At 72.6% G+C, this 23,151-nt stretch carries 27 protein-coding genes; 17 read left to right on the top strand and 10 right to left on the bottom strand.

Annotation, left to right across the window (positions count from 1 at the left end; all coding sequences use genetic code 11):
- Positions 1-151 precede the first annotated feature (151 nt).
- From J3A75_RS23755 to J3A75_RS23745, 3 genes are all read left to right on the top strand, one after another.
- Positions 152-493: a hypothetical protein gene (locus tag J3A75_RS23755; RefSeq protein ID WP_024829293.1), complete on the top strand. Its 342-nt coding sequence runs from the start codon at positions 152-154 to the stop codon at positions 491-493.
- A 69-nt stretch (positions 494-562) separates the two neighbouring features.
- Positions 563-1,075: a DUF533 domain-containing protein gene (locus J3A75_RS23750; protein ID WP_053622410.1), complete on the top strand. Its 513-nt coding sequence runs from the start codon at positions 563-565 to the stop codon at positions 1,073-1,075.
- 108 nt (positions 1,076-1,183) lie between these two features.
- A complete protein-coding gene (locus J3A75_RS23745; protein ID WP_076729391.1) occupies positions 1,184-2,248 on the top strand; it encodes an esterase in 1,065 nt (354 codons plus the stop codon).
- A gap of 227 nt (positions 2,249-2,475) precedes the next feature.
- Here J3A75_RS23745 and J3A75_RS23740 read toward each other — a convergent pair whose 3' ends face one another.
- Both J3A75_RS23740 and J3A75_RS23735 read right to left on the bottom strand, forming a co-directional pair.
- Positions 2,476-3,657: a pyridoxal phosphate-dependent aminotransferase gene (locus tag J3A75_RS23740; RefSeq protein ID WP_053622406.1), complete on the bottom strand. Its 1,182-nt coding sequence runs from the start codon at positions 3,655-3,657 to the stop codon at positions 2,476-2,478.
- 23 nt (positions 3,658-3,680) lie between these two features.
- Positions 3,681-3,872 (bottom strand): hypothetical protein, encoded by a 192-nt coding sequence (locus J3A75_RS23735; RefSeq protein WP_012320413.1) that lies wholly within the window; start codon positions 3,870-3,872, stop codon positions 3,681-3,683.
- Between the two features lie 178 nt (positions 3,873-4,050).
- On the opposite strand from J3A75_RS23735, the gene J3A75_RS23730 reads away from it, so the two are divergent.
- Positions 4,051-4,356, top strand: coding sequence for a hypothetical protein (locus J3A75_RS23730; RefSeq protein WP_012320412.1), 306 nt, complete (start codon positions 4,051-4,053; stop codon positions 4,354-4,356).
- A 34-nt stretch (positions 4,357-4,390) separates the two neighbouring features.
- Here the strand turns inward: J3A75_RS23730 and J3A75_RS23725 are convergent, their stop codons facing one another.
- Positions 4,391-5,785 carry an ATP-binding protein gene (locus J3A75_RS23725; protein WP_024829298.1) on the bottom strand — a complete coding sequence of 465 codons (1,395 nt, stop codon included), beginning with the start codon at positions 5,783-5,785 and terminating at the stop codon, positions 4,391-4,393.
- A gap of 237 nt (positions 5,786-6,022) precedes the next feature.
- Between J3A75_RS23725 and J3A75_RS23720 the strand changes: the two genes are divergently transcribed.
- Genes J3A75_RS23720 through J3A75_RS23705 form a run of 4 tightly spaced genes read left to right on the top strand, consistent with a single transcriptional unit; the run spans position 6,023 to position 8,694 of the window.
- A complete protein-coding gene (locus J3A75_RS23720; RefSeq protein WP_012320410.1) occupies positions 6,023-6,346 on the top strand; it encodes an XdhC family protein in 324 nt (107 codons plus the stop codon).
- Positions 6,346-7,047 carry an XdhC family protein gene (locus tag J3A75_RS23715; protein ID WP_012320409.1) on the top strand — a complete coding sequence of 234 codons (702 nt, stop codon included), beginning with the start codon at positions 6,346-6,348 and terminating at the stop codon, positions 7,045-7,047. Before J3A75_RS23720 ends, J3A75_RS23715 begins: the two co-directional genes overlap by 1 nt.
- On the top strand, positions 7,044-8,090 hold the full coding sequence (locus J3A75_RS23710) for a molybdopterin-binding protein (protein ID WP_070999955.1): 1,047 nt from the start codon (positions 7,044-7,046) through the stop codon (positions 8,088-8,090). The genes J3A75_RS23715 and J3A75_RS23710 overlap by 4 nt, the downstream gene beginning before the upstream one ends.
- Positions 8,083-8,694 carry an NTP transferase domain-containing protein gene (locus J3A75_RS23705; protein ID WP_012320407.1) on the top strand — a complete coding sequence of 204 codons (612 nt, stop codon included), beginning with the start codon at positions 8,083-8,085 and terminating at the stop codon, positions 8,692-8,694. Before J3A75_RS23710 ends, J3A75_RS23705 begins: the two co-directional genes overlap by 8 nt.
- 31 nt (positions 8,695-8,725) lie before the next feature.
- Here the strand turns inward: J3A75_RS23705 and J3A75_RS23700 are convergent, their stop codons facing one another.
- Together J3A75_RS23700 and J3A75_RS23695 are read right to left on the bottom strand one after the other, a co-directional pair.
- The gene (locus J3A75_RS23700; protein WP_012320406.1) at positions 8,726-8,899 is read right to left on the bottom strand and encodes a DUF2256 domain-containing protein; all 174 of its coding nucleotides are present in this window, start codon (positions 8,897-8,899) and stop codon (positions 8,726-8,728) included.
- Between the two features lie 16 nt (positions 8,900-8,915).
- Positions 8,916-10,109: an OpgC domain-containing protein gene (locus J3A75_RS23695; RefSeq protein WP_209650785.1), complete on the bottom strand. Its 1,194-nt coding sequence runs from the start codon at positions 10,107-10,109 to the stop codon at positions 8,916-8,918.
- 282 nt (positions 10,110-10,391) lie between these two features.
- On the opposite strand from J3A75_RS23695, the gene J3A75_RS23690 reads away from it, so the two are divergent.
- Entirely contained in the window at positions 10,392-11,339 is a 948-nt protein-coding gene (locus J3A75_RS23690) for an NAD-dependent epimerase/dehydratase family protein (protein ID WP_012320404.1), read from the top strand.
- A gap of 87 nt (positions 11,340-11,426) precedes the next feature.
- On the opposite strand, the gene ettA is transcribed toward J3A75_RS23690, so the two are convergent.
- The 4 genes from ettA to J3A75_RS23670 all read right to left on the bottom strand — a co-directional run bounded on the left by ettA (position 11,427) and on the right by J3A75_RS23670 (position 14,722).
- Positions 11,427-13,079, bottom strand: a complete 1,653-nt coding sequence (gene ettA / locus J3A75_RS23685; protein WP_012320403.1) for an energy-dependent translational throttle protein EttA — start codon at positions 13,077-13,079, stop codon at positions 11,427-11,429.
- A gap of 183 nt (positions 13,080-13,262) precedes the next feature.
- Positions 13,263-13,598, bottom strand: a complete 336-nt coding sequence (locus tag J3A75_RS23680) for a hypothetical protein (RefSeq protein WP_012320402.1) — start codon at positions 13,596-13,598, stop codon at positions 13,263-13,265.
- A gap of 9 nt (positions 13,599-13,607) precedes the next feature.
- Positions 13,608-14,510: a DNA/RNA non-specific endonuclease gene (locus J3A75_RS23675; RefSeq protein ID WP_012320401.1), complete on the bottom strand. Its 903-nt coding sequence runs from the start codon at positions 14,508-14,510 to the stop codon at positions 13,608-13,610.
- Complete coding sequence (locus J3A75_RS23670) at positions 14,501-14,722, bottom strand: hypothetical protein (protein ID WP_043074162.1); 222 nt, start codon at positions 14,720-14,722, stop codon at positions 14,501-14,503. The genes J3A75_RS23675 and J3A75_RS23670 overlap by 10 nt, the downstream gene beginning before the upstream one ends.
- A 235-nt stretch (positions 14,723-14,957) precedes the next feature.
- On the opposite strand from J3A75_RS23670, the gene dxs reads away from it, so the two are divergent.
- The 8 genes from dxs to J3A75_RS23630 all read left to right on the top strand — a co-directional run bounded on the left by dxs (position 14,958) and on the right by J3A75_RS23630 (position 22,855).
- Positions 14,958-16,937 carry a 1-deoxy-D-xylulose-5-phosphate synthase gene (dxs, locus tag J3A75_RS23665; protein ID WP_024829302.1) on the top strand — a complete coding sequence of 660 codons (1,980 nt, stop codon included), beginning with the start codon at positions 14,958-14,960 and terminating at the stop codon, positions 16,935-16,937.
- A 205-nt stretch (positions 16,938-17,142) separates the two neighbouring features.
- A complete protein-coding gene (locus tag J3A75_RS23660) occupies positions 17,143-17,892 on the top strand; it encodes a pyridoxine 5'-phosphate synthase (RefSeq protein WP_024829303.1) in 750 nt (249 codons plus the stop codon).
- On the top strand, positions 17,889-18,299 hold the full coding sequence (gene acpS, locus J3A75_RS23655) for a holo-ACP synthase (protein ID WP_012320397.1): 411 nt from the start codon (positions 17,889-17,891) through the stop codon (positions 18,297-18,299). Before J3A75_RS23660 ends, acpS begins: the two co-directional genes overlap by 4 nt.
- Positions 18,300-18,457: 158 nt before the next feature.
- Entirely contained in the window at positions 18,458-19,273 is an 816-nt protein-coding gene (gene lepB / locus J3A75_RS23650; protein WP_012320396.1) for a signal peptidase I, read from the top strand.
- The gene (gene rnc / locus J3A75_RS23645) at positions 19,270-20,049 is read left to right on the top strand and encodes a ribonuclease III (RefSeq protein ID WP_012320395.1); all 780 of its coding nucleotides are present in this window, start codon (positions 19,270-19,272) and stop codon (positions 20,047-20,049) included. Before lepB ends, rnc begins: the two co-directional genes overlap by 4 nt.
- Positions 20,046-21,044 carry a GTPase Era gene (gene era / locus J3A75_RS23640; RefSeq protein ID WP_012320394.1) on the top strand — a complete coding sequence of 333 codons (999 nt, stop codon included), beginning with the start codon at positions 20,046-20,048 and terminating at the stop codon, positions 21,042-21,044. The genes rnc and era overlap by 4 nt, the downstream gene beginning before the upstream one ends.
- Positions 21,045-21,195: 151 nt before the next feature.
- Positions 21,196-22,101, top strand: a complete 906-nt coding sequence (locus J3A75_RS23635) for a class I SAM-dependent methyltransferase (RefSeq protein ID WP_012320393.1) — start codon at positions 21,196-21,198, stop codon at positions 22,099-22,101.
- 13 nt (positions 22,102-22,114) lie between these two features.
- Positions 22,115-22,855 carry a pseudouridine synthase gene (locus J3A75_RS23630; protein ID WP_012320392.1) on the top strand — a complete coding sequence of 247 codons (741 nt, stop codon included), beginning with the start codon at positions 22,115-22,117 and terminating at the stop codon, positions 22,853-22,855.
- Between the two features lie 17 nt (positions 22,856-22,872).
- On the opposite strand, the gene J3A75_RS23625 is transcribed toward J3A75_RS23630, so the two are convergent.
- Entirely contained in the window at positions 22,873-23,130 is a 258-nt protein-coding gene (locus J3A75_RS23625; protein ID WP_043074161.1) for a hypothetical protein, read from the bottom strand.
- Between the last annotated feature and the right edge of the window lie 21 nt (positions 23,131-23,151).

Genomic DNA, 23,151 nt, shown 5'->3' with positions numbered 1-23,151 from the left:
GCCGTCCGCTTCACCCCTACAGCATCCCCGCGCGACGCTCATCGCCACCGGACGAAACCGAGGCGTTTCTTTCCCGGGGCAGCGCGTCGCACCCGTGCGCCGGCCCGCCGAGCGGGGGCGCCTGAGGACGGTTACGAGAGGGATGCCGGCCATGTTCACGCTCGAGATCGACGGCACCGCCGTTGCGGTGATCAACAGCGACGAGGCGTCCGCCAAGGACCTCTTCACCTGTGACGGCTTCAAGGAAGACATCCGGACCATGACGACCGGCGGGAAGCCGCTCTGGAACGGCACGTCGGCGCTTAAGGTCCGGGCCGCCACCGAGGACGAGGTCGAGATCTTCGAGGACGCGCTCGCCGAGGACGACGGCGAGGGCGACTTCGTCGAGGATCCGCGCCACACCGGTTCCGATTCGGACGACGAGGACGAGGCCGACATCGTCTTCCTTGTGGATATCGACGAGGACGAGGACGAGGATGAGGCCGACGCCTGAGCGCGGCTGAACCCGAGCGCCTCCCGGGTGGTTTCCGATCCGATCTGGATCGGATCCCGGGAGGACGGCATGGCTGACAGCAGACGGATCGTCGACGCGCTGGTGCGTTCGAGGCGCGGCGGCCTCGCCGCCGGTGCCGCCCTCGGCGGGCTGGCGCTGATCGGCAGCCTCGCCTACCGGGCATTGCGCGGGGCGGCGCCGCCCGAGGCCGGCGGGCCGGACTTCACGCAGGTCGCCGAGGACGAGGCCCGGCTGATGCTGCGGGCCATGGTGGCGGCCACGACGGCCGACGGGATGGTCGACGCCGCGGAGCGCAAACGCCTCGACGCGGCCGTGGCGGAGGCGGGCCTCGATCCCGATGGCCGGTCCTGGCTCGACCGCGAACTCGCGGATCCCGCCGACGTCGACGCGATCGCCGAGCGGGTCGCGAGTCCGGACGCGGCGGCGCGGATCTTCGCGGCGGCGCGGCTCGCGATCGATCCCGACACGCTCCAGGAGCGTCAGTTCCTGAAGATGCTGGCCGAGGCCCTCGACCTGCCCGCGGAGACGACCGAGCGGGTCGAGCGCGACATCGCGGCCTGAGCGGCAACCTGTCCGATGGGTGGATCCTCCACGGCGGCCGAGCTTCGTGCTAGGCTTCCCCGCGACGACGGGTCCGGGCGATCCGTCCGCGGGAGGACGGGACATTTCATGGCAGGACTGTCAGTGCCCGCGCTCGGGCGCGCCCGGCGGCGGGCCTGCGCGCTGGTCGCAGCCGTGCTGATCGCCGGCGGCTCCGCGCGCGCGGCCGACCCGGCCCCCGGCCCGCTGACGATCGCCGAGCAGGGCAGCTTCTTCGTCGGCGGTCGCGACGTCCAGTCCGACACGCTCTCGACGCTGCCGGCCTACGCGCCGTCGGGCACGATCAGCGTCGACCAGATCTATGTCCGCTATCAGATCCCGGTGAACGCCGGACGGCCGCCGCTGGTCCTGATCCACGGCTGCTGCCTCACCGGCAAAACCTGGGAGACGACGCCCGACGGGCGCATGGGCTGGGACGAGTACCTCGTCCGGCGCGGCTTCCCGACCTACGTGATCGATCAGGCCTGGCGCGGCCGCTCGGCGGCGAGCCCGGCCCAGATCAACGCCGTGAAGACGGGGCGGGCCGACCCGAATTCCCTGCCGGCCGTCTTCTCGGCCGGCCGCGAGCCGGCCTGGGCGATCTTCCGGTTCGGGCCGGAATACCCGAAGGTGTTCCCCGGCATGCAGTTCCCCCTGGAGGCCCAGGGCGAGTTCTGGAAGCAGATGGTTCCCGACTGGTCGGTCGCCCTGCCGGTGCCGAACCCGACCGTGCCGGCCCTGTCGGAGCTCGCCAAGCGGCTCAAGGGCGCGGTGCTGATCTCGCACTCGCAATCGGGGATCTACCCGTTCCAGACCGCCGCCCTCGACCGGACCGGCCTGCGCGCCATCGTGGCGATCGAGCCGGCCGCCTGCCCGGACCCGGCGAAGGACGACCTCGCGCCCTACAAGGACCTGCCGATCCTCGTCCTGTTCGGCGACTACGTCGACGCCTCGCCCCGCTGGGCGCCGCGGCTCAAGCAGTGCCGCAGCTTCGTGGCGGCGGCGAACGCCGCGGGCGGCAAGGCGGAACTGATCCTGCTGCCGGAGATCGGCATCCACGGCAATTCGCACATGCTGATGCAGGACAAGAACAGCCTCGACATCGCCGACTGGCTGGTCGGCTGGATCGACAAGCGGGCGCCCGGCAAGTCCTGAGGCGGGCCGATCGGGCGCGCCGTTTACACCTGTGTCCGTCCGAGCGCTGCGGTCGCCACACCCGCCGGCGTCATCACGCGCGCAGCGAAGTGACCCAGGGCGGCTCGGCCTCGGCGGTCGTCGCGCCGGCTGGATCGCTGCGCCGCGCTCGCGGGGACGGCGGCGCCGTTACCGTCGACCGGGACAGGTTCTGATGGCCCGGCCGAGGTGGGTGACGGGGCGTCCGCTCAGCCCGGCTTCCGCTCGCCGAGGAACGCGCCCATCCGCTCCAGAGCCCGCCGGATGTTCTCGGCCGAGTTGGCGTAGGACAGGCGGAGGTAGCCCTCGCCGTGAACGCCGAAATCCGGACCGCCGATCACGGCCACGCCCGTCTCTTCCAGGAGGGCCGAGGCCAGGGCCTTCGCCTTCCAGCCGGTCCGGGCGATGTTCGGGAAGGCGTAGAACGCGCCCTTGGGCGCGATGCAGGAGACGTCCGGCAGGGCGTTCAGCCCGTCGACCACGATCGCCCGGCGCCGGTCGAACTCGGCCACCATCTCGGCCACGCAAGCCTGCGGGCCGTCGAGCGCCGCGATGCCGGCCCACTGGGTCGCCGCGTTGACGCAGGAATGCGCGTTGACCGCGAGCTTGCGCGCCGCGTCGTAGAGCGGCTTCGGCCAGACCGACCAGCCGAGCCGCCAGCCGGTCATCGCGTAGGTCTTGGACGCGCCGTCGAGGTAGACTAGCCGGTCGCGGATCTCGGGATAGGTCAGCAGCGAGTGGTGGGTCTCGCCGTCGTAGGTCATGGTGCCGTAGATCTCGTCCGACAGCACCGCGACGTCGGGGTGCTCGGCGAGGCCCTTCACCAGGGCGTCGATCTCGGTCTTCGGCGTCACGCCGCCGGTGGGGTTGGCGGGCGAGTTGACGATCAGCAGCCGCGTCCTCGGCGTGATCAGCGCCAGCGTCTCGGCCGCCGAGAAGGCGAAGCCGTTCGCCTCGCGGATCGGCACCGGCACCGGCGTCGCGCCGGTGAACTCGATCATCGAGCGGTAGATCGGGAAGCCGGGGTCCGGATACAGGATCTCGGTCCCGGGCGCGCCGAACATCAGGATCGCCATGAACATGGTGACCTTGCCGCCCGGCACGATCATCACGGAATCCGGCGAGACCTCGACGCCGTGGCGGCGGTGGATGTCGCGGGCCACCGCCTCGCGGAGCGGCGGGATGCCGACGGCCGGCGTGTAGCCGTGGTGGCCGTCGCGCAGCGCCTTGATCCCCGCCTCGACCACGTGGGCGGGCGTGGGCATGTCCGGCTGGCCGATGCCGAGATTGATCACGTCCCGCCCCTGGGCGGCGAGGGCCTGGGCCCGAGCCAGAACCGCGAAGGCGTTCTCCTCGCCGATGCGCGAGAAGGCCGGGACCACGTGCAGCATCGCGCCCTCCGGGCGGTGAGGTCTCAGTGCTTGGACCGCTCGGAGAGCTTCATCGCGCCGAACGACATCGCCACGGCGATCGCGCCCAGGATCACGAAGGTCTTCACGGAGGCGTAGAACAGGTCCGGATTGATGCCCTCATCGGTGTAGAGCACGAGCCCGATGGCCGCGAGCGGCAGCGAGATGAGGGCGAAGAGCGGGACGAGCGGGTTCATGTTCGGCACTCGGGATCCGGCGCGCGGCTGACCGCGGCCCTGGGAAAGCGCCTCTGCATATCACCGTGCTGCGAAGGTTGGGACCCCGCAAGCTGCAGTTTTTCGCCGGCTCGCCCGGACGCTCATGGATGCGCAATCATTTCGCGCAACAGTGGCGTCTCCGGGAGGGCGGACACGTATGCGTTGGGCATCGGTCGATTCGAAAGGCAAGGGAGCGGGGGGAGCGGGCCCCAGATCCCCCAGCATCGACACGCTGGCGCTCCATATCGGGCGGCTGCTGCGACATCCCGCCTACCGGCGCGAGGCGGTCGTCAGCCCGCTCCTGCGGCGGCACCTGCCGTACGAGGCCGGCTACGCCTGGAACGGCGAGGCCGGCCTGCGCGCCCGGCTGGCGGGCGCCGCCCTCGACGAGGCGAGCATCGATCACCTGCTCCGGAACGTGCAGGCCGAGTTCCTGCGCCTGCGACGGCCCGCCGATACCTGAGCCGGTTCCCGTGATCCGGCCCGCCTGATCCGGCTCAGGCCGGAACCCGGACGGTGGCCCGCAGGCCGCCGAGCGGGCTGTCGTGCAGGGTTATGTCGCCGCCGTGGGCGCGGGCGATGTCCCGGGCGATCGACAGGCCGAGCCCGGAGCCGCCGGCATCCTGGCGGGCGTCGTCGAGCCGCACGAACGGCTTGAACACGTCCTCGCGGCTCTCCGCCGGGATGCCGGGCCCGTCATCGTCGATCGAGACGAGGAAGGCGCGGGCCTCCAGCCGGCCGGAGATCGCCACCGTCTCGCCGTAGCGGACGGCGTTGGCCGCGAGATTGAACAGGCACCGCCGGAAGGCGCCCGGCCGGACCGTGACCTCGGGCGCGCCGACGAGATCGACCGCGGAGACGTGGGCACCGAGGCGCTCGACATCGGTCCGCAGGTCCTCCAGCAGGGCGCGCATGTCGGTGGGGGTCGCGGGCTCGGCCGAATCGCCCCGCGCGAAGGCGAGGTAGCCCTCCAGCATCCGGCTCATCTCGTCGACGTCGCGGCTGAGATCCTCGATCTCCTCGGTCTGCTCGATCAGCGCCAGGGACAGGCGGAAGCGGGTCAGGATGGTGCGCAGGTCGTGGCTGACGCCGTTCAGCATCGTGGTGCGCTGCTCCATCGCCCGCTCGATGCGCCGCTTCATCTCGATGAAGGCGTGACCGGCCTGACGCACCTCGCGGGCGCCGCGGGGCCGGAACTCGATCTCCCGCCCCTTGCCGAAGCCCTCCGCCACGGCGGCGAGCCGCAGGATCGGCTTGATCTGGTTGCGCAGGAACAGGATCGCGACGCCGAGCAGCACCAGCGACGAGCCGATCATCCACACGAGGAAGATGTGCGAGTTCGACGCGTAGGCCTGGCTGCGCCGGGCGGTGATGCGCATCACCCCGTCGGGGATCGCCACGCGGATCTCGATCAGGTTCGAGCGGCCGACCGTGTCGATCCAGAAGGGTCTGCGGATCTGGCGCTTGATCTCGTCGGACAGGGCCTCGTCGAGGATCGAGAAGAACGGCCGCGGGCCCGGGGGCGGCAGCTTGGCGCCCTTGAGGATGTCGAGGTCGAGGTTCAGCCGCTCCCCGGCGATGCGCGAGAGGGTCTCGGCGTCCTTGTCCTGCGGGTAGCTCTCGTAGATGTCGATCAGCGCCGCGACGTCCGCGGTCACCGCCGCCGACAGCCGCTTGGTCACGAGCTGCCAGTGCCGCTCCATGAAGGTGTAGGCGATCACCGACTGGAGCAGGACGACCGGCGCGATGATGATGATCAGCGAGCGGGCGTAGAGGCCCTTCGGCAGGACGTCGCCGATCGCCCGGCTGACGCGCTTCCACAGGCGGCGCGGGCCCGAGCGCGGCGGGTCCTTCCGGAGCGCCCGGGCGAGGGCGGGATCCGGGGCGTTCATGACATCGCGCGCCCGTCCGTCCCGCGGGCGCGGTGGCAGGTCGGTCGACGGAGGATCCGTTCAACGGCGGCGGACATGGCTCGAGCGGGCGCGGAAAGCCTGTGCGTTATCGCATCCGCGTCGGGATCGGCCAAGGCGCCGCGCGATCCCCGGTGGGCCCGGGCGACTTGCACGGCGGCACGCGGGCCATACCTGTGAGGGGCGGGGGGCGCCCGCCGGCCGAAAGTCCACGAGGCCATGCTCAGCACCGACACAGACATCCTCTCCGCCGCCCAATCCTGGCGGCGCGACGGCCGCGCCGTGGCCCTCGCCACCGTGATCGAGACCTGGGGCTCGGCCCCGCGACCGGTGGGCAGCCACCTCGTCGTCGACGGCGACGGCAATTTCCTGGGCTCCGTCTCCGGCGGCTGCGTCGAGGGCGCGGTGATCACCGAGGCGATCGAGGTGATCGAGGCCGGCGCGCCGCGCGTCCTCGAATTCGGCGTCGCGGACGAGACCGCGTGGCGCGCCGGCCTGTCCTGCGGCGGCCGGATCCGGGTCTTCGTCGAGCGGGTCGACTGATGCGCAGCGATGTCCTGGCGGCGCTCAACGACGCGCGGGCGGCGCGCCGCGCCGCGATCCTCATCACCGACATCGCCGACGGCGCGCAGCGCCTCGTCCGCGAGGACGAGATCGCCGCCGATCCCCTCGCCGACGTGCTGGCGAAGCACCTCGCCGCCGGCAAGAGCGGCCTCGTCGAGGCGGGCGGCCGGACGCTGTTCCTCACCGTGCAGGTGCCGCCGGTGCGGCTCGTGGTGGTCGGCGCCGTCCACATCTCGCAGGCCATGGCGCCGATGGCGGCGGGGCTGGACCTCGCGCTCACGGTGATCGACCCGCGCACCGCGTTCGCGACCCCCGAGCGCTTCCCCGGCACCGCGCTGGTCGCCGAATGGCCGGACGCGGCCCTCGGGACCAGCGTGCCGGTGCTCGACCGCTACTGCGCCCTGGCGGCCCTGACCCACGACCCCAAGATCGACGATCCCGCGCTGAAGGCGGCGCTGGCGGCCGAGTGCTTCTACGTGGGCGCCCTCGGCTCGCGGAAGACCCACGCGGCGCGCGTGGCGCGGCTCACCGAGGCCGGGTTCGCGCCCGCCCAGATCGGCCGGATCCACGCGCCGATCGGCCTGCCCATCGGCGCCGTGAGCCCCGCCGAGATCGCCCTGGCGGTGCTCGCCGAGATCGTCGCCACCTTGCGCCGCGTGCCCCGTCCGGAGGTCGCGTGAGATTCGGGACGGTCCCGGTCGCCGAATCGGCCGGGCTGATCAGCGCGCACACGGTGCGGCGGGCCGACATCACCCTGCGCAAGGGCGCCGTCATCGCGCAGGAGACCGCCGCCGGTCTGGCCCGGGCCGGCCTGTCGGAGATCGTGGCGGCGACGCTCGAACCCGGCGACGTCGGCGAGGACGCCGCCGCGGCGCGCCTCGCCGCGCGCCTGCGCGGGCCGAACCTGCGCGTCGAGGCGCCCTTCACCGGCCGCAGCAACCTGTTCGCCGAGGCGGCCGGGGTGCTCACCCTCGATCCGGCCCGGATCGACGCGGTCAACGCCGTGGACGAGGCGGTGACGGTGGCGACGCTGCCGCGCTTCCGGCCGGTGGTCGAGGGCGAGATGGTCGCCACGGTGAAGATCATCCCCTACGCGGTGCCGGGCGCCGTGCTGGCCCGGGCCTGCGCGGCCGCGGAGGGCGACGTCCTCGCGGTAACGCCGTATCGCCGCCGCCGGGTGGCCGTGGTCTCGACGCGCCTGCCGAGCCTCAAGGAGACCACGATCGACAAGACGCTCCGGGCGCTGGCCGACCGTCTCGCGCCCGCCGGCGCCACGATCGTCGCCGAGACCCGGGTGCCCCATGCCGGCGCGTCCGTGGCGGTGGCCCTGGCGGAGGTGATCGATCGCGCCGGGGCCGAGCTCGTCGTGGTGTTCGGCGCCTCGGCGATCGCCGACCGGCGCGACGTCATCCCGGCCGGCATCGCGGCGGCGGGCGGCCGGGTCGACCATCTCGGCATGCCGGTCGACCCCGGCAACCTGCTCCTCGTCGGCGCCCGCGGCGCCGTGCCGGTGATCGGCGCGCCGGGCTGCGCCCGCTCGCCCAAGGAGAACGGCTTCGACTGGATCCTGCATCGGCTCCTCGCGGACCTGCCGGTGACCCGGGCCGACATCGTCACCCTGGGCGTCGGCGGCCTGCTGATGGAGATCGTCTCGCGCCCGCAGCCCCGCGCCGGCGGCGCCGCCGCGACCGACGAGTCCGAGCCGGGCTCCGCGGATGGCTGAGATCGGCACGGTCCTGCTCGCCGCGGGCCTCGGCAGCCGGTTCGGCGCCGCGCCGAAGCTGCTCGCGCGCCTCGACGGCAAGCCCCTGGTGCGCCACGCGGCCGAGGCCGCCCTGGGCGCCCGTCCGCGCCCGGTGGTCGCCGTCCTCGGCGCGCACGCCGAGGCGGTCCGCGACGCCCTGGCGGGGCTCGACCTCGTCCGCGTCGACAATCCGGACTACCGCACCGGCCTCGCGAGCTCGCTGCGCGCCGGCCTCGCGGCGCTGCCCGCCACCTGCGCGGCCGCCATCGTCGTCCTGGGCGACATGCCGCGCGTCACCGCCGCGCATCTCGACCGCCTCGCGGAGGCCTTCGCGGGCGCCCCGGAGCTGCCCGCGGCCGTGGTGCCGGTTCAGGCCGGCCGGCGCGGGAACCCGGTGCTGCTCAACCTGCGCCGCCTCGGCCCGGACATCGCCCGCCTCGCCGGCGATCGCGGGGCCGGGCCGCTCCTGAAGGGACGGTCGGACGTGCTGGAGATCCCGGGCGACCCGGCCACCGCCCTCGACGTCGACACGCCGGACACGCTGGCCGCGCTGGCCGGCGGACCTTCAGACCGGACCGCGTGAGCGCGGGCTGTCCGATCGTCCCGGCGGGCGGTCAGCGCCCCGCCGCGCCGCGCCCGCGGGCGGCCTTCGCCGCGGCCCGGCACCGATCCGAGCAGTAGCGGACCTCGTCCCAGACCCGCTCCCACTTCTTGCGCCACGCGAACGGGCGGCCGCACTGGGCGCAGATCTTCTCCGGCAGATCGCCCTTGCGGCGCATCGGCGGCATCGTCGCTCCTCCCGGCCTATCCGGGCCGGCGCGCGTCGGGGCCGGTCTCGGCGGCCCGGCGGAGGCGCGCGTCCAGGAGGTGCGCCAGGCCGAGCATGACCGCGATCCCCCCGACATTGACCGCGACCTGCAGCGGCCAAGTGGGGTCGAAGGTCCGGTAGAGGATGCGGCCGATCAGCGCCGCCAGGCACCCGGCCGCGAAGATCTCCAGCGAGTGCCGGCCGCAGGCGTCGACGAGGCGCAGCCCCCGCCACCGGCTCGCGCGCGCCGCGGCGGGCGTGCTGAACAGCAGGTAGGCCAGCGCCAGCATGTTGATCAGGCGCAGGGGCGCGACGTGGCCCTTGTCGGGCGGCCCGATCCCCAGCGGCCGGAGATCGGGAAGTCCCCACTCCGCCCAGGACCCGCCCTGCAGGAAGGCGAAGGCGAGGTAGGCGGCGGCCGCGGCCACGGCCCAGCCGCGCCGCGGCAGCGTGCCGTCATGGGCGCGGACCGCGACCGCGAGCGCCGCGCCGATCACGAACAGGAACTGCCACGCGAAGGGATTGAAGTACCACCTGTCGTCCACCGCCGCGGCGTTCGGGAGGTTCAGCTGATGGTCGACGTTGGCGGCGAGCCAGAGCGCCCCCGACAGGCCCAGCACGCCCCAGATCCCGCGCCGCATCCCGAGATAGATCAGCGGGAACAGCGCCAGCAGCAGGATGTAGAGCGGCAGGATGTCGAGGTAGTTCGGCAGCGCGTTCAGCGCGAGGCCGCGCAGCAGGCCCGGCAGGAGCCCCATCTGCAGCAGGGGCGCGACGCCGAATCGCGGCGTCAGGCCGGTGAGGTCCATCCAGATCCGCACGATGACCAGGGTCGCCAGCAGCAGCCCGGCCTGGAACAGGTAGATGCGCAGGCAGCGCTTGGCGATGCGCGTGAGCGCCGTCCGGATCCCGGCCCGCCGGAACAGCCCGCCGTAGGCGATCATCGACGAGTAGCCGGCCAGCAGGACGAAGATCTCGGCCGCGTCCGAGAACCCGAAATTGTGCAGCGTCAGCAGGGCCGGCGCGTTGCGCGGGATGTGGTCGATGAAGATCGTCAGGAGCGCGAGGCCGCGCACGACGTCGACCCGCGCGTCGCGCACGGGCTTCGCGGGCGGTGCCCCGGCGGGCGGCGGGGGAAGCGCCCGCGGGGCCGCGGCGCCGGGCCGTTCGAGATCGTCGAGGCGCGTCACTCAGCCCATCACCGTGGCGCTCTCCGTCCGGACGCGGAGCGGCCGGGGCCGCGGTGGAACAATAGCGCGCGCGCCGCCCGGGAGCCCGCCGATCACGTGCCTGTGTTCGGATGTGCACAACGGCGGGAGCGCGCCGATGATCCGCAGGCCGCGCCGGCCGTCGCCCGCGCCCCCTCGCGTCGAGGCGGGGCCCGGTATAGACGCGGCCGACGATCCCGGATTCCGGCGCCCGCGCCGGGACGGGGGACCGCGGGGCTCGAGGCAGGGTTGAGGGCAAGGGACATGCGCGTCCTCGTCACCGGAGCGGGAGACTATCTCGGCCGTCGCCTGCTCGAGGCTCTGCGTCGGGACCTGCCCCCGGGCAGCCGCATCCTCGGCCTCGACCGGAGCCCGCCGCCGCCCCTCGACGGCGTGACGCTGAGGACCGTCGACCCGTTCGACGCGCGCGACCTCGCCGAGACGGTCGCGGCCTTCGATCCGACCTGCGTGTTCCACCTCGCGGCCCTGGCCTCGGTCGCCCAGTCGAGCGAGACGCCGTCCTACGCCTGGCGGGCGGAACTGCTCGGCACCCTCAACCTCGCCGAGGCGGTGGCGCGGACCCGCGCGGCCCTGGTCTTCCTCAGCTCCACCGTCGTCTACGGCGAGGTGTTCCGCGCCTGCGCGCGCCCCGACGAGAGCGTCACGCCGCGCCCGGACACGATCTCGGGCCGGACCAAGAACGCCTGCGAGTACATCCTCCGCGACGTCCTGGCGAATGCCCGCGTCAAGCATCTCGTGCTGCGGCCGTCGAACTACATCGGCGCCGGGCAGAGCGAGACCTTCGTGGTCGCCTCCTTCGCCGGTCAGATCGCCCGCATCGAGCGGGGGCTGGCGCCGCCGAGCCTCGAGGTCGGCGACCTCTCGGCGGGGCGCGACTTCTTCGACGTGGCCGACTTCACCGCGGCCTGCCTGCGCGTGATCGCGCGGATCGACGACCTGCCGGACGGCGGCATCTTCAACGTGGGATCGGGGGTCGTCACCCCGGTCTCCGACATCCTGGAGACGCTGCGCGGACTGACGGACGCGCGGTTCGACCTGCGCGTCGCGCCCGGGCGGGTCCGCCCGGCGGGGGTACGCAGCGAGGGCTGCGACCCCGCGGCCTTCGGGACCGCCACCGGATGGGCGCCGACCATCCCGCTCGCGCAGAGCCTGTCGACGATCCTGGCGGAGGCACGGGCGCGCCTCCGGTGATCTGTCACCGTCCGAAGGTGACGGCGACGCCCTCGGACGGGCGCGCGGCTCCGGAAACGCCGGCGGCGCTCGGGAGCGCGACCGGTCTCAGCGCGAGAAGCGCTTGTACTTGATCTTCTTCGGCATGATCGAATCCGCCCCGAGCCGGCGCACCTTGTCGGCCTCGTAGTCGGAGAAATTGCCCTCGAACCACTCGACGTGGCTGTCGCCCTCGAAGGCCAGGATGTGCGTCGCGATGCGGTTCAGGAACCAGCGATCGTGGCTGATGATGACCGCGCAGCCGGCGTAATCCTCCAGCGCGTCCTCGAGGGCGCGCAGGGTCTCCATGTCGAGGTCGTTGGTCGGCTCGTCGAGGAGCAGCACGTTGGCGCCGCCCTTCAGGGTCCGGGCGAGGTGCACCCGGTTGCGCTCGCCGCCCGAGAGGGTGCCCACCTTCTTCTGCTGGTCGGGCCCCTTGAAGGCGAAGGCCGCGCAGTAGGCGCGCGAGTTGATCTCGCGCTTGTTGAAATAGATGATGTCGTTGCCGCCCGAGACCTCCTGCCAGACCGTGGCGTTCGGATCGAGGGCGTCGCGCGACTGGTCGACGTAGCCGAGCTTCACCGTCTCGCCGACCTCGATCTTGCCGCTGTCGGGCTTCTCCTGGCCAGTGATCATCTTGAACAGGGTGGTCTTGCCGGCGCCGTTCGGGCCGATCACCCCGACGATGCCGCCCGGGGGCAGCTTGAACGACAGGTCCTCGATCAGCAGCCGGTCGCCGAACGCCTTGCTGAGGTGCTCGAACTCGATGACGTTGTTGCCGAGCCGCTCGTCGATCGGGATGACGATCTGCGCGGCCGCGTCGACCTTCTGCGCCTGCTTAGCGACCAGCTCCTCGTAGCGGGTGATGCGGGCCTTCGACTTGGACTGGCGCGCCTTCGGCGAGGCGGCGATCCACTCCTGCTCGCGGGCGATGGAGCGCTGCCGCGCCATGTCCTCGCGGCCCTCCTGCTCCAGGCGCTTCTGCTTCTGGACCAGCCACGCCGAGTAGTTGCCCTCGTACGGGATGCCCTTGCCGCGATCGAGCTCCAGGATCCAGCTGGTGACGTTGTCGAGGAAGTAGCGGTCGTGGGTGACGATCAGGATCGCGCCCGGATACTGGCGCAGGTGGCCCTCCAGCCAGTTCACCGTCTCGGCGTCGAGGTGGTTGGTCGGCTCGTCGAGGAGCAGCAGCTCCGGCTCCCACAGGAGCAGGCGGCAGAGCGCGATGCGGCGGCGCTCGCCGCCCGACAGGGTGGCGACCGGCTGCTCGTCGCTCGGGCAGCCCAGGGCCTCCATGGCTTGGTCGACCTTCGAATCGAGTTCCCAGAGACCCAGCGACTCGATCCGGTCCTGGAGCTCCGTCATCTCGTCGGCGGTCTCCTCCGAGTAGTTCATGGCGAGCTCGTTGTAGCGGTCGAGCATGGCCTGCTTCTCGGCGACGCCCTCCATCACGTTCTCGCGGACGGTCTTGTTCGGGTCGAGCTGGGGCTCCTGGGGCAGGTAGCCGACGCGCGCGCCCTGCGCGACCCAGCCGTCGCCGGTGAATTCCTTGTCGATGCCCGCCATGATCTTCAGCAGCGTCGACTTGCCGGCGCCGTTGATGCCCAGGACGCCGATCTTGGCGTCCGGGTAGAAGGACAGGTTGACGTTATCCAGGACCTTCTTGCCGCCGGTATAGGCCTTGGTCAGGCCCCGCATGTGGTAGATGAATTCGCGAGCCATCGCGGATCGTCCTCGGCGCGTTGTTCGGGACCGCGCGGATCGTGCCAGCGGCACGGGTCAGGCACCGGGCCTCAGCACCCGTCCTGGACGCGCGTCCCTACGATATAGGAATGACCCTCTCCGACTATCAGGCCCGCCGGGACGCGGCAAGGACGGGCCGGATCTCGGCGGGGAGCGGAACGCTCACGCGAACGGGTTCTTGACCGATCGCGGCGGCGCGTCCGGCGCCTCCGCCACCGCCTCCGGCAGATCGGACCCCTCCAGGGCCTTCACGATCGCGTCCAGCGTCTCCCGGAGCAGTCTGGCCTGATCCAGGCCGGTCCGGTCGCGGGTCAGGTCGATCGACCCGTGCACGGCGATCCGGTCCGTGCCGTTCTCGAAGCATAGGGCGCCGATGGAGCGCGCGCCGGCCTCGTCCGCGAACGGCACGAAGCCCGCGATGGCCGGGCTCTCGTCACGCCCGCTCTTGTCATCCGGGCTCTCGCCCTTGCGCCGGGCGCGTCGCTTGTCCTCGGGCATCGGGTCCTCTCAGAAGAACGTGCGCAGGAAGTCGCGGACGAGCTTGCGCAGGGCACGGGTGAGTTCGCGCTCGAGCCATTCCTGCCACGTCTGCTCGTGGCGGGGCCGGCGCTCGTCCGCGCGGGCGGAGGCATGGGGGTCCGGCAGGCTCATCGCGGTCGCCCGCGCCGCGGGCGGCAGGCCGGGGAAGACGTCGATGCCGGATTCCCGCTGGAGATCCTCGATCGACAGGGCGCGCCAGTCCTTCGAATCGTCGTTCCGCGCGAGGTAGGCGCCCGCCTCGCCGCGGGACGGGTCGTACACGGCCTTGAACAGCTGCGTCGGGACGAGCACGCCGCCCTTGATCTGCTGCACCGCGTCGCCCGCGAAGATCACCCCGGTGACGACGAAGAGCGCGCCGCGGCGGGTGGCCAGGCGCCGGGTGCTCTCCTCGATATCCGCCCAGAGCCCGCGGTTCAGGACGCGGTTCTGCGGCACGATGTTGGCGAGGCTGAACGACTCGGCCTGGGAACTGAGGGTCGGCATGTCCCCGGCCGGGGCGAGATGGCCCCGGTCGAACCCGCTGCGGACGTAATCCTCCAGCGAGGCGCGCTGATCCTCCGGCAGCCGGGTTTCCTCGTGGAAGGCGTCGTCGCGGGCCACCGCCCGGGCGGCCGCGACGCTGGCGCGCGTGAGGTGCTCGGCGGCGTAGAGCGGCGTGCGCGTCACGCCGGAATGCAGGACCGCGAAGGCCTCGAAGCACAGCGGGACCGCGCGGACGGCGAGCTTCGGGTTCGTGAGGACCGGCGTCCGCCCGTCGGCGAACAGGCCCGGGCAGGCATCCTGGGCCCGGGCCGGGACCGCGCCCGGTGCGAGGGCCAGAACCGCGGCCACGGCCGCGGCGGCGAGCCCTGGGTGGCGCCTCACCAGCATACGCGGACCCGGCGCACGCCCTCCGGGGTCGGGCGGTCCCGCCACGCGCAGGGCCGGCCGAGGCTGTTGCCGAAGGGGCGGGCGTCGCGGTCCGGGCCGCCCGGCGAGACCCGCGCCGGGCAGTCGCCGAGGAAGTTGCAGAGGAAGTCGAGATTGCCGTCCGGCGGCCGCGGCTGGGCGTAAGCTTGGCCGTTACCCGTAATCGCGAGCATGAGCAGGATTGTGCACAGACGAGCCGGATTCAAAGGCGGGCCTCTTGTGGCGTTAAGGGCACGTGATCGAAAAAAACGCCGGCCCGACATTGATCGCGCCGCCGTTCGTCCGTAACTGGCACTATCATGACAGCGACGGACGGGCGGGTTCTAGCATGAACGCGCGTCCCCGGGCTGCTGGCGTCGCGGTTGCCGAGGGCCCGCGGCGGAGCCGTCGCCATACTCGAACGAACGGATGCGAGCATTGGCACTCTCCCCTGAGCAATCGGCGTTGCTGGACCGCGTTCCGTCTCCATCGGCGCTTCGGCGTCTTCCGGAGTCGGAGCTTCAGGCGGTGGCGGACGCGGTGCGCGCCGAGATGATCGACGCGGTCTCGATCACCGGCGGCCATCTCGGCTCGGGGCTGGGCGTGGTCGAGCTGACGGTGGCGCTGCACCACGTGTTCGACACCCCCGACGACCGCATCGTCTGGGACGTCGGCCACCAGTGCTACCCGCACAAGATCCTCACCGAGCGCCGCGACCGGATCCGCACGCTGCGCCAGGGCGGCGGCCTGTCGGGCTTCACCAAGCGGAGCGAGAGCGTCTACGATCCCTTCGGCGCCGCCCACTCCTCGACCTCGATCTCGGCCGCGCTGGGCATGGCGGTCGCCCGCGACCTCGACAACGCCACCGCCAAGCAGAAGGGCGGCGCGCAGAAGCGCCGCAACGCCATCGCGGTGATCGGCGACGGCTCGATGTCGGCCGGCATGGCCTACGAGGCCCTCAACAACGCCGGCGCCCTGCACTCGCGCCTGATCGTCATCCTCAACGACAACGACATGTCGATCGCGCCCCCCGTCGGTGCCATGTCGGCCTACCTCGCAAGGCTGGCGTCGGGCGGCGCCTACCAGTCCCTGCGCGAGACCGCCAAGCAGCTCGGCAAGCTCCTGCCCAAGGCGCTCTACCAGCGCGCCGCCGCGGCCGAGGAGTACGCCCGCTCGCTGGTGGTCGGCGGCGGCACCATGTTCGAGGAGATGGGCTTCCACTACGTCGGCCCCGTCGACGGGCACAACCTCGACCACCTGCTGCCGGTGCTCAAGAACGTCCGCGACGCCGAGCACGGCCCGATCCTGCTCCACGTCGTCACCCAGAAGGGCAAGGGCTACGCGCCGGCCGAGGCCTCGGCCGACCGCTACCACGGCGTGGTCAAGTTCGACGTGGTCTCAGGGATCCAGGCCAAGGCCAAGCCGAACGCGCCGGCCTACACGCGGGTGTTCGGCGAGAGCCTGATCAAGGCGGCCGACGCCGACGACAAGGTCGTGGCGATCACCGCCGCCATGCCGGGCGGGACCGGCATCGACCTGTTCGGCAAGGCGCACCCGGACAAGACCTTCGACGTGGGCATCGCCGAGCAGCACGCGGTGACGTTCGCGGGCGGTCTGGCGACCGAGGGCTACCGGCCGTTCGTGGCGATCTACTCGACCTTCCTGCAGCGGGCCTACGACCAGGTGGTGCACGACGTGGCGCTGCAGAACCTGCCCGTGCGGTTCTGCCTGGACCGGGCGGGCCTGGTCGGCGCGGACGGGGCGACGCACGCGGGCGCGTTCGACCTGGCGTACCTGTGCTGCCTGCCGAACATGACCGTGATGGCGGCGGCCGACGAGGCCGAGCTGGTGCACATGGTGGCGACCGCCCACGCCCACGACACGGGCCCGATCGCGCTGCGCTACCCGCGCGGCGAGGGGGTGGGCGTCGAGCTTCCGGAGCGGGGCGAGGTCCTGGCGATCGGCAAGGGCCGGGTGGTGCGCCGGGACGCGGAGGCGCGGGTGGCGCTCCTGTCGCTCGGCACGCGGCTGGCGGAGGCCTTGAAGGCGGCGGACGCGCTGGCCGAGCAGGGCGTGGCGGTGACGGTGGCGGACGCGCGGTTCGCCAAGCCGCTGGACGAGGCGCTGATCCTGGATCTGGCGCGCGACCACGAGGTGCTGATCACGGTGGAGGAGGGCTCGCGGGGCGGGTTCGGCGCGATGGTGCTGCACCTGCTGGCCGAGCGCGGCGCGCTGGACGCGGGCGGCGTGCGGGTGCGGACCATGACGCTGCCGGACGCCTACCAGGACCACGACAGCCCGGAGAAGATGTACGCAGAGGCAGGCCTCGACGCCAAAACCATCGTCCGGACCGCCCTCGACACACTGCCCGAGCGGAAGGACAGCCGGTCGCGCCTGCGGCTCGCCTGACCGGGCGGGCCGCACCGGCCCCTCGAGAAGCGGGCGGCCGCCGGAGGCCGCCCGCGTCCCGGTCGCGTGACGCCGCGGGCCCCGGGCGTCTTGCCGGCGCGCGCGATCCTCCGCATATCGCCGGCACGGGGTGAGGGCGCGCCGCGCCCTCCGGACCCCGCCGGTATGCCTGTCGCACCGCGCCGACACGGGGACGAACGAGCGGATGACCTCCGAGAAACTGCGCCTGGGCGTCAACATCGATCACGTCGCGACCGTCCGCAACGCCCGCGGCGGCGACTACCCGGACCCGGTGCGCGCGGCCCTGCTCGCCGTCGAGGCGGGCGCCGACGGGATCACCGCGCATCTCCGCGAGGACCGGCGCCACATCCGCGACACCGACATCGCGGCGCTCAAGCGCGGCCTGTCCGTGCCGCTCAACTTCGAGATGGCCGCCACCGACGAGATGGTGGCGATCGCGCTGGACACCCGCCCGCACGCCGCCTGCCTCGTCCCGGAGAAGCGCGAGGAGCGCACCACCGAGGGCGGCCTCGACATCGTCGGCGGCCGGGAGCACCTGGCGCCGCGCATCCGGGCCCTCGCGGAGGCCGGCATCCGCGTCTCGCTGTTCGTCGAGCCCGAGCCCGCGATCATGGACGCCGCCCGCGCCCTCGGGGCGCCGGTGGTCGAGCTGCACACCGGCAGCTACTGCGAGGCGGCTCTGGAGGACGACGACGCCCGGACCGCGCGCGAGCTCGCCCGCATCCGGCGCGCGGCGGAGCACGGCGCCGGCCTCGGCCTCGAGATCCACGCGGGCCACGGGCTCACCCTCGGCAGCGTCGGCCCGGTGGCGGCCCTGCCGCAGATCCGGGAGCTGAACATCGGCCATTCCCTGATCGCCGACGCGATCTTCGTGGGACTCGACCGGGCGGTGCGCGACATGCGGGCCGCCATGGACCGGGCGCGGCACCCATGATCGTCGGGATCGGCTCGGATCTCTGCGACATCCGCCGGATCGCCCGGACCCTGGAGCGGCACGGCGCGCGCTTCACCCACCGGGTCTTCACCGACGGGGAGCGGGCCCGCTGCGACCGGCGGGCCGCCCGCGCCGAGGGCTACGCCCGCCGCTTCGCCGCCAAGGAAGCCTGCGCCAAGGCGCTCGGCACCGGCCTCAGCGCCGGCGTCTTCTGGCGCGACATGGAGGTGGTGAACCTGCCCTCCGGCCAGCCGACCCTGCGGCTCGCGGGCGGCGCGGCGGAGCGGCTCGCGGAACTGCTGCCGGCGGGGCACGCGGCGCGCCTGCACGTGAGCCTCACGGACGATCCGCCGATGGCGCAGGCCTTCGTGATCATCGAGGCCTTGCCGGTCTCTGTCGCCGGTTGAGGCCGGCGTCGCGGATTAGCCAGCGGCGGTCGCGCGTTGCGGGGGGCTCGCGCATGGTCTAGACCGCCGGACACGGCGGACACGATTGCGGCGCATTCCTCGGGACAACCGCACATCAGGCCGCGCGCGGCGGGGCCGCGCCCCGCTGAGCGCGGGCGATGCACCTCAACCGAAGACGGAACGCGCGCGTGGATTACGACGGCAAGCCGCTCAGGAAACCTGCCGAGACCGGCACCTGGGCCAGCATCCGCGAGACGCTGAAGGTCGGCATCCAGGCGCTGCTGATCGCCCTGGTGGTGCGGACGCTCCTGTTCCAGCCGTTCAACATCCCTTCGGGCTCGCTGGTGCCGACGCTGCTGATCGGTGACTACCTGTTCGTGTCGAAATATTCCTACGGCTATTCCAAGTACTCGCTGCCTCTCTCGGAATACATTCCGATCCAGGCCGACGGCCGGATCTGGGGAGCCGACCCGAAGCGCGGCGACATCGCGGTGTTCAAGCTGCCCAAGGACAACTCGACCGACTACATCAAGCGCGTGATCGGCCTGCCGGGCGACAAGATCCAGATGATCGACGGCGTGCTCAACATCAACGGCAAGGCGGTCAAGCGCGAGCGGATCGCCGACTACGAGACCACCGACCCCTACGGCCAGCCGACCAAGGTGCCCCAGTACCTGGAGACCCTGCCCAACGGCGTGGTCCACCGGGTGATCGAGCGCGACGGCGACAACGGATTCTGGGACAAGACCGAGCTGTACACGGTCCCGCCCGGTCACTTTTTCATGATGGGCGACAACCGCGACAACTCCACCGATTCGCGCGATCTCGCCAATGTCGGCTACGTGCCCTTCGCCAATCTGGTCGGGCGCGCCGAGATGATCTTCTTCTCGATCGACGAGGGCACGCCGGCGTGGCAGGTCTGGAACTGGCCGGCCCACGTGCGCTGGTCGCGCCTGTTCACGACGATCCATTGACCGGCCCGGACTTGGACGACGCCGCGCAGCCCCGGGCGAACGCCCGATCCCGGCGGGCCCACAAGCCGCGCCCGCCCCTGACCGCCCTCGAGGAGCGGATCGGGCACAGCTTCGGCGATCAGGACCTGCTCACCCGCGCGCTGACCCACACCAGCAAGGCGAGCGGCCGGGGCGGCAGCTACCAGCGCCTGGAATTCCTCGGCGACCGGGTGCTCGGGCTCGCGGTCGCCGACCGGCTCTACGGCGCCTTCCCGGAGGCCGACGAGGGCGACCTCTCCCGGCGCCTCGCCGCCCTCGTCCGGCGCGAGACCTGCGCGGCCGTGGCCGCCTCCTGGGAGGTCGGCCCGCACCTGATTCTCGGCCAGGGCGAGGTCATGGGCGGCGGCCGGCGCAACCAGACGATCCTCGCCGACGTCTGCGAGGCGATCCTGGGCGCGATCTACCTCGACGCCGGGTTCGACGCCGCCCGGGCGGTGGTCGAGACCCATTTCCGCCCCGGCGAGCCGACCGCGGCGGCCCGGGGCCGCGACGCCAAATCCGCCTTGCAGGAATGGGCCATGGGCCGCAGCCTGCCGATCCCCACCTACGCGGTGGTGGAGCGCACCGGTCCCGACCACGCGCCCCGGTTCCGCATCGCCGTGCAGGTCGAGGGCCTCGAGCCCGGCCTCGGTGACGGCACGTCGAAGCGGATCGCCGAGCAGGCCGCCGCCCGGGCGCTGATGGAGCGGGAGGGAATCGGGGCCTCCGCGGATGCGGAGCCGACGGAGACAGCATGAGCGCGCACGAGCAGGACGATCACGACGAGCGGGACGGGCCCGACAGCGCGCCGGCCCGGGAGCCCGCGCGCGACCCGTCCACCCTTCCCGGCACGCCCGCCGACGCGCGGGCCGGCTTCGTGGCGCTGATCGGCGTGCCGAATGCCGGCAAGTCGACCCTGCTCAACAACCTCGTCGGCACCAAGGTCTCGATCGTCTCGCGCAAGGTGCAGACGACCCGGGCCCTGGTGCGGGGCATCCTCATCGAGGGGTCGGCCCAGGTCGTCCTGGTCGACACCCCCGGCATCTTCGCGCCCAAGCGCCGCCTCGACCGCGCGATGGTGCACTCGGCCTGGAGCGGCGCCGCCGACGCCGACGCCGTCTGCCTGCTGGTCGACGCGCGCAAGGGCGTCGACGCGGAGGTGGAGGCGGTGCTCGGCCGGCTCGGCGAGGTGAAGCGCGAGAAGCTGCTGATCCTCAACAAGATCGACCTGATCCCGCGCGAGCGGCTCCTCGATCTCGCCGCGAAGCTCAACGCCGCCGCGCCCTTCGCCGAGACCTTCATGATCTCGGCGCTGAACGGCGACGGCGTCGCCGACCTGCGCCGGGCGCTGGCCGCCCGCATGCCGCCGGGGCCCTGGCTCTATCCGGAGGATCAGGTCTCGGACGCGCCCCTGCGCATGCTCGCCGCCGAGATCACCCGCGAGAAGATCTACGACCGGCTGCACGAGGAGCTGCCCTACCGCTCCACGGTGGAGACCGACCAGTGGCAGATCCGGCCCGACGGCTCGGTGCGGATCGAGCAGACGATCTTCGTCGAGCGGGAGAGCCAGCGCTCGATCGTGCTCGGCAAGGGCGGCCAGACCATCCGGTCGATCGGGCAGGCGGCCCGGATCGAGATCGCCGAGGCGGCCGACGCCAAGGTCCACCTGTTCCTGCACGTGAAGGTGCGGGAGAACTGGGCCGACGATCCGGCCCGCTACCGCGAGATGGGCCTGGAATTCCCGCGGGGCTGACGCGCCGGGTCGCGCGCGGGAGGCTGGGCTTCCCGGCGGGTTCCGGTATAAAAGCGGTGTTCCCCCCGGATGAACCGAGTCGGGCGCGGGTTTACCCCGCTCCGCCGCGGATTCGCGTTCCGGATTCGGCACTCCAAATCCCGAATTGTCTATGCGCCATGCCGTCTACGGCCTGCCGCCGGTGGACCTCGCCGAGGTCCCGGGCGACGCCGTCCAGCTCTCCCCGTTGATTCCCGGCGCCGCGCGGCTGGAGGACCTGTCCGAGAACAGCCTCGACGCGGCCACCGTGCTGGCGCCGCCCGGAACGGTCGAGCGGCGCTACGTGCTGGCCCAGGTGCTGCGCGCCCTCGGGCCCGGCGGCCGCATGGTCGCCCTGGCGCCCAAGGATCGCGGCGGAACCCGCCTGGCCAAGGAACTGACGACCTTCGGCTGCGCCGCCGCCGACCAGCCGCGCCGGCATCACCGGATCTGCACGGCGGAGCGCCCGACCGACCTCGCCGGCGTCGCCGAGGCGATCGACGAGGGCGGCCCGCGCCACGTCGACAACCTCGCCCTGTGCACGCAGCCCGGCATCTTCTCGTGGGACCGGCTCGATCCCGGCACGGCGCTGCTCCTGGCGAACCTCCCCGCCCTCAAGGGCCGCGGCGCCGATTTCGGCTGCGGCCTCGGGATCCTGTCGCGGGCCGTCCTGGGGTCCGAGGCCGTGACCGCCCTGACCCTGCTGGAGATCGATCGGCGCGCCGTCGAGATGGCGCGCCGCAACGTCGCCGATCCGCGCGCGACGATCCTCTGGGCCGATATCCGCGCGTCCGGCGCGGTGCCGGAAAACCTCGACTTCGTCGTCACGAACCCGCCGTTCCACGAGGGCGGGAGCGAGGATCAGGCGCTCGGCCGGGCGTTCATCGCGCGGGCGGCCGAGGCCCTGCGCCCCGGGGGGGCGCTGTGGCTCGTGGCCAACGCGCACCTGCCCTACGAGGCGAGCCTGCGCGAGGCGTTCCGGCACGTCGCGGTGGCCGTCCAGGCGAACGGCTACCGGGTCTACGAGGCCCGCCGATGAGGGCGCCGCTTCCATGAGCGCGGCGAGATCCGTCCGCCTGGACAAGCTCCTCGCCAATCTCGGCTACGGCTCGCGCCGCGAGATCCAGGCCCTCGCCCGCGCCGGCGCGATCCGCCTCGACGGCGCTGAACTCGCGGATGCCGGCGACCGGGTCGCCCTCGCGCCGGACCTGCCGGAGCGCCTCACCGTCGACGGCGAATCCCTCGACCCGCTCCCCGGCCTGTGCCTGATGCTGCACAAGCCGCTGGGCGTGACCTGCTCCCACAAGGAGGCCGGCCCGCTGGTCTACGGGCTCCTCCCCGAGCGCTGGCGCCGCCGCGACCCGCCGCTCTCCACGGTGGGACGCCTCGACAAGGAGACCTCGGGCCTGCTGCTGCTGACCGACGACGGGGCGCTGCTGCACCGGATCATCAGCCCGAAGGCGCAGGTGGCGAAGCGCTACCGCGTGACCCTCGACCGGCCGCTGACCGGCCGCGAGGCGGAGGTGTTCGCCGCGGGCACGCTCGTCCTGGAGGGCGAGGAGCGCCCGCTCCTGCCGGTGCGGCTCGACGTCGAGGACGCGACCCGCTGCGCGGTGACCCTGACGGAGGGCCGGTACCACCAGGTCCGCCGGATGTTCGCCGCCGTCGGCAACCACGTCGCGGCGCTGCACCGGGACCGGGTCGGCGGCCTCGCTCTGCCGGCGGACCTGCCGGCGGGCGCGCACCGGGTGATGACGGCCGAGGACGTGGCGGCGGTGTTCGCGGGCGGGTGATCCGGGCTGCGCGCCTGTCAGTGCAGAGCCCGGGCGAGGGCGACGACCGCGCCGATGACAGCGAGTGTCTGGAAGCCGATCGAGCCCGCCACCCAGCGCACGATTTCGGACCGCGTATCCGCCAGCTCGACGCGCGGATCCGCCTTCGTGACGCGATCGCCCTGCAGCGCTTCCGCCATGGCATCGGGCAAGCCCTCCGCCTGTTCCGGGGACAGCTTGGCTCTCTCCCGGAGGGTCCGGGCGGATTTCAGGGTGTCGAAGGCGACCGCCGCCACGGTCCGAACTGTCGCGAGGCG

Origin of the sequence: Methylobacterium sp. PvP105, from assembly GCF_017876975.1 — a bacterium.
GTDB classification, from domain to species: domain Bacteria; phylum Pseudomonadota; class Alphaproteobacteria; order Rhizobiales; family Beijerinckiaceae; genus Methylobacterium; species Methylobacterium radiotolerans.
Note: the sequence above shows the minus strand (reverse complement) of the source record. Positions and strands in the feature narration are given on the sequence as shown.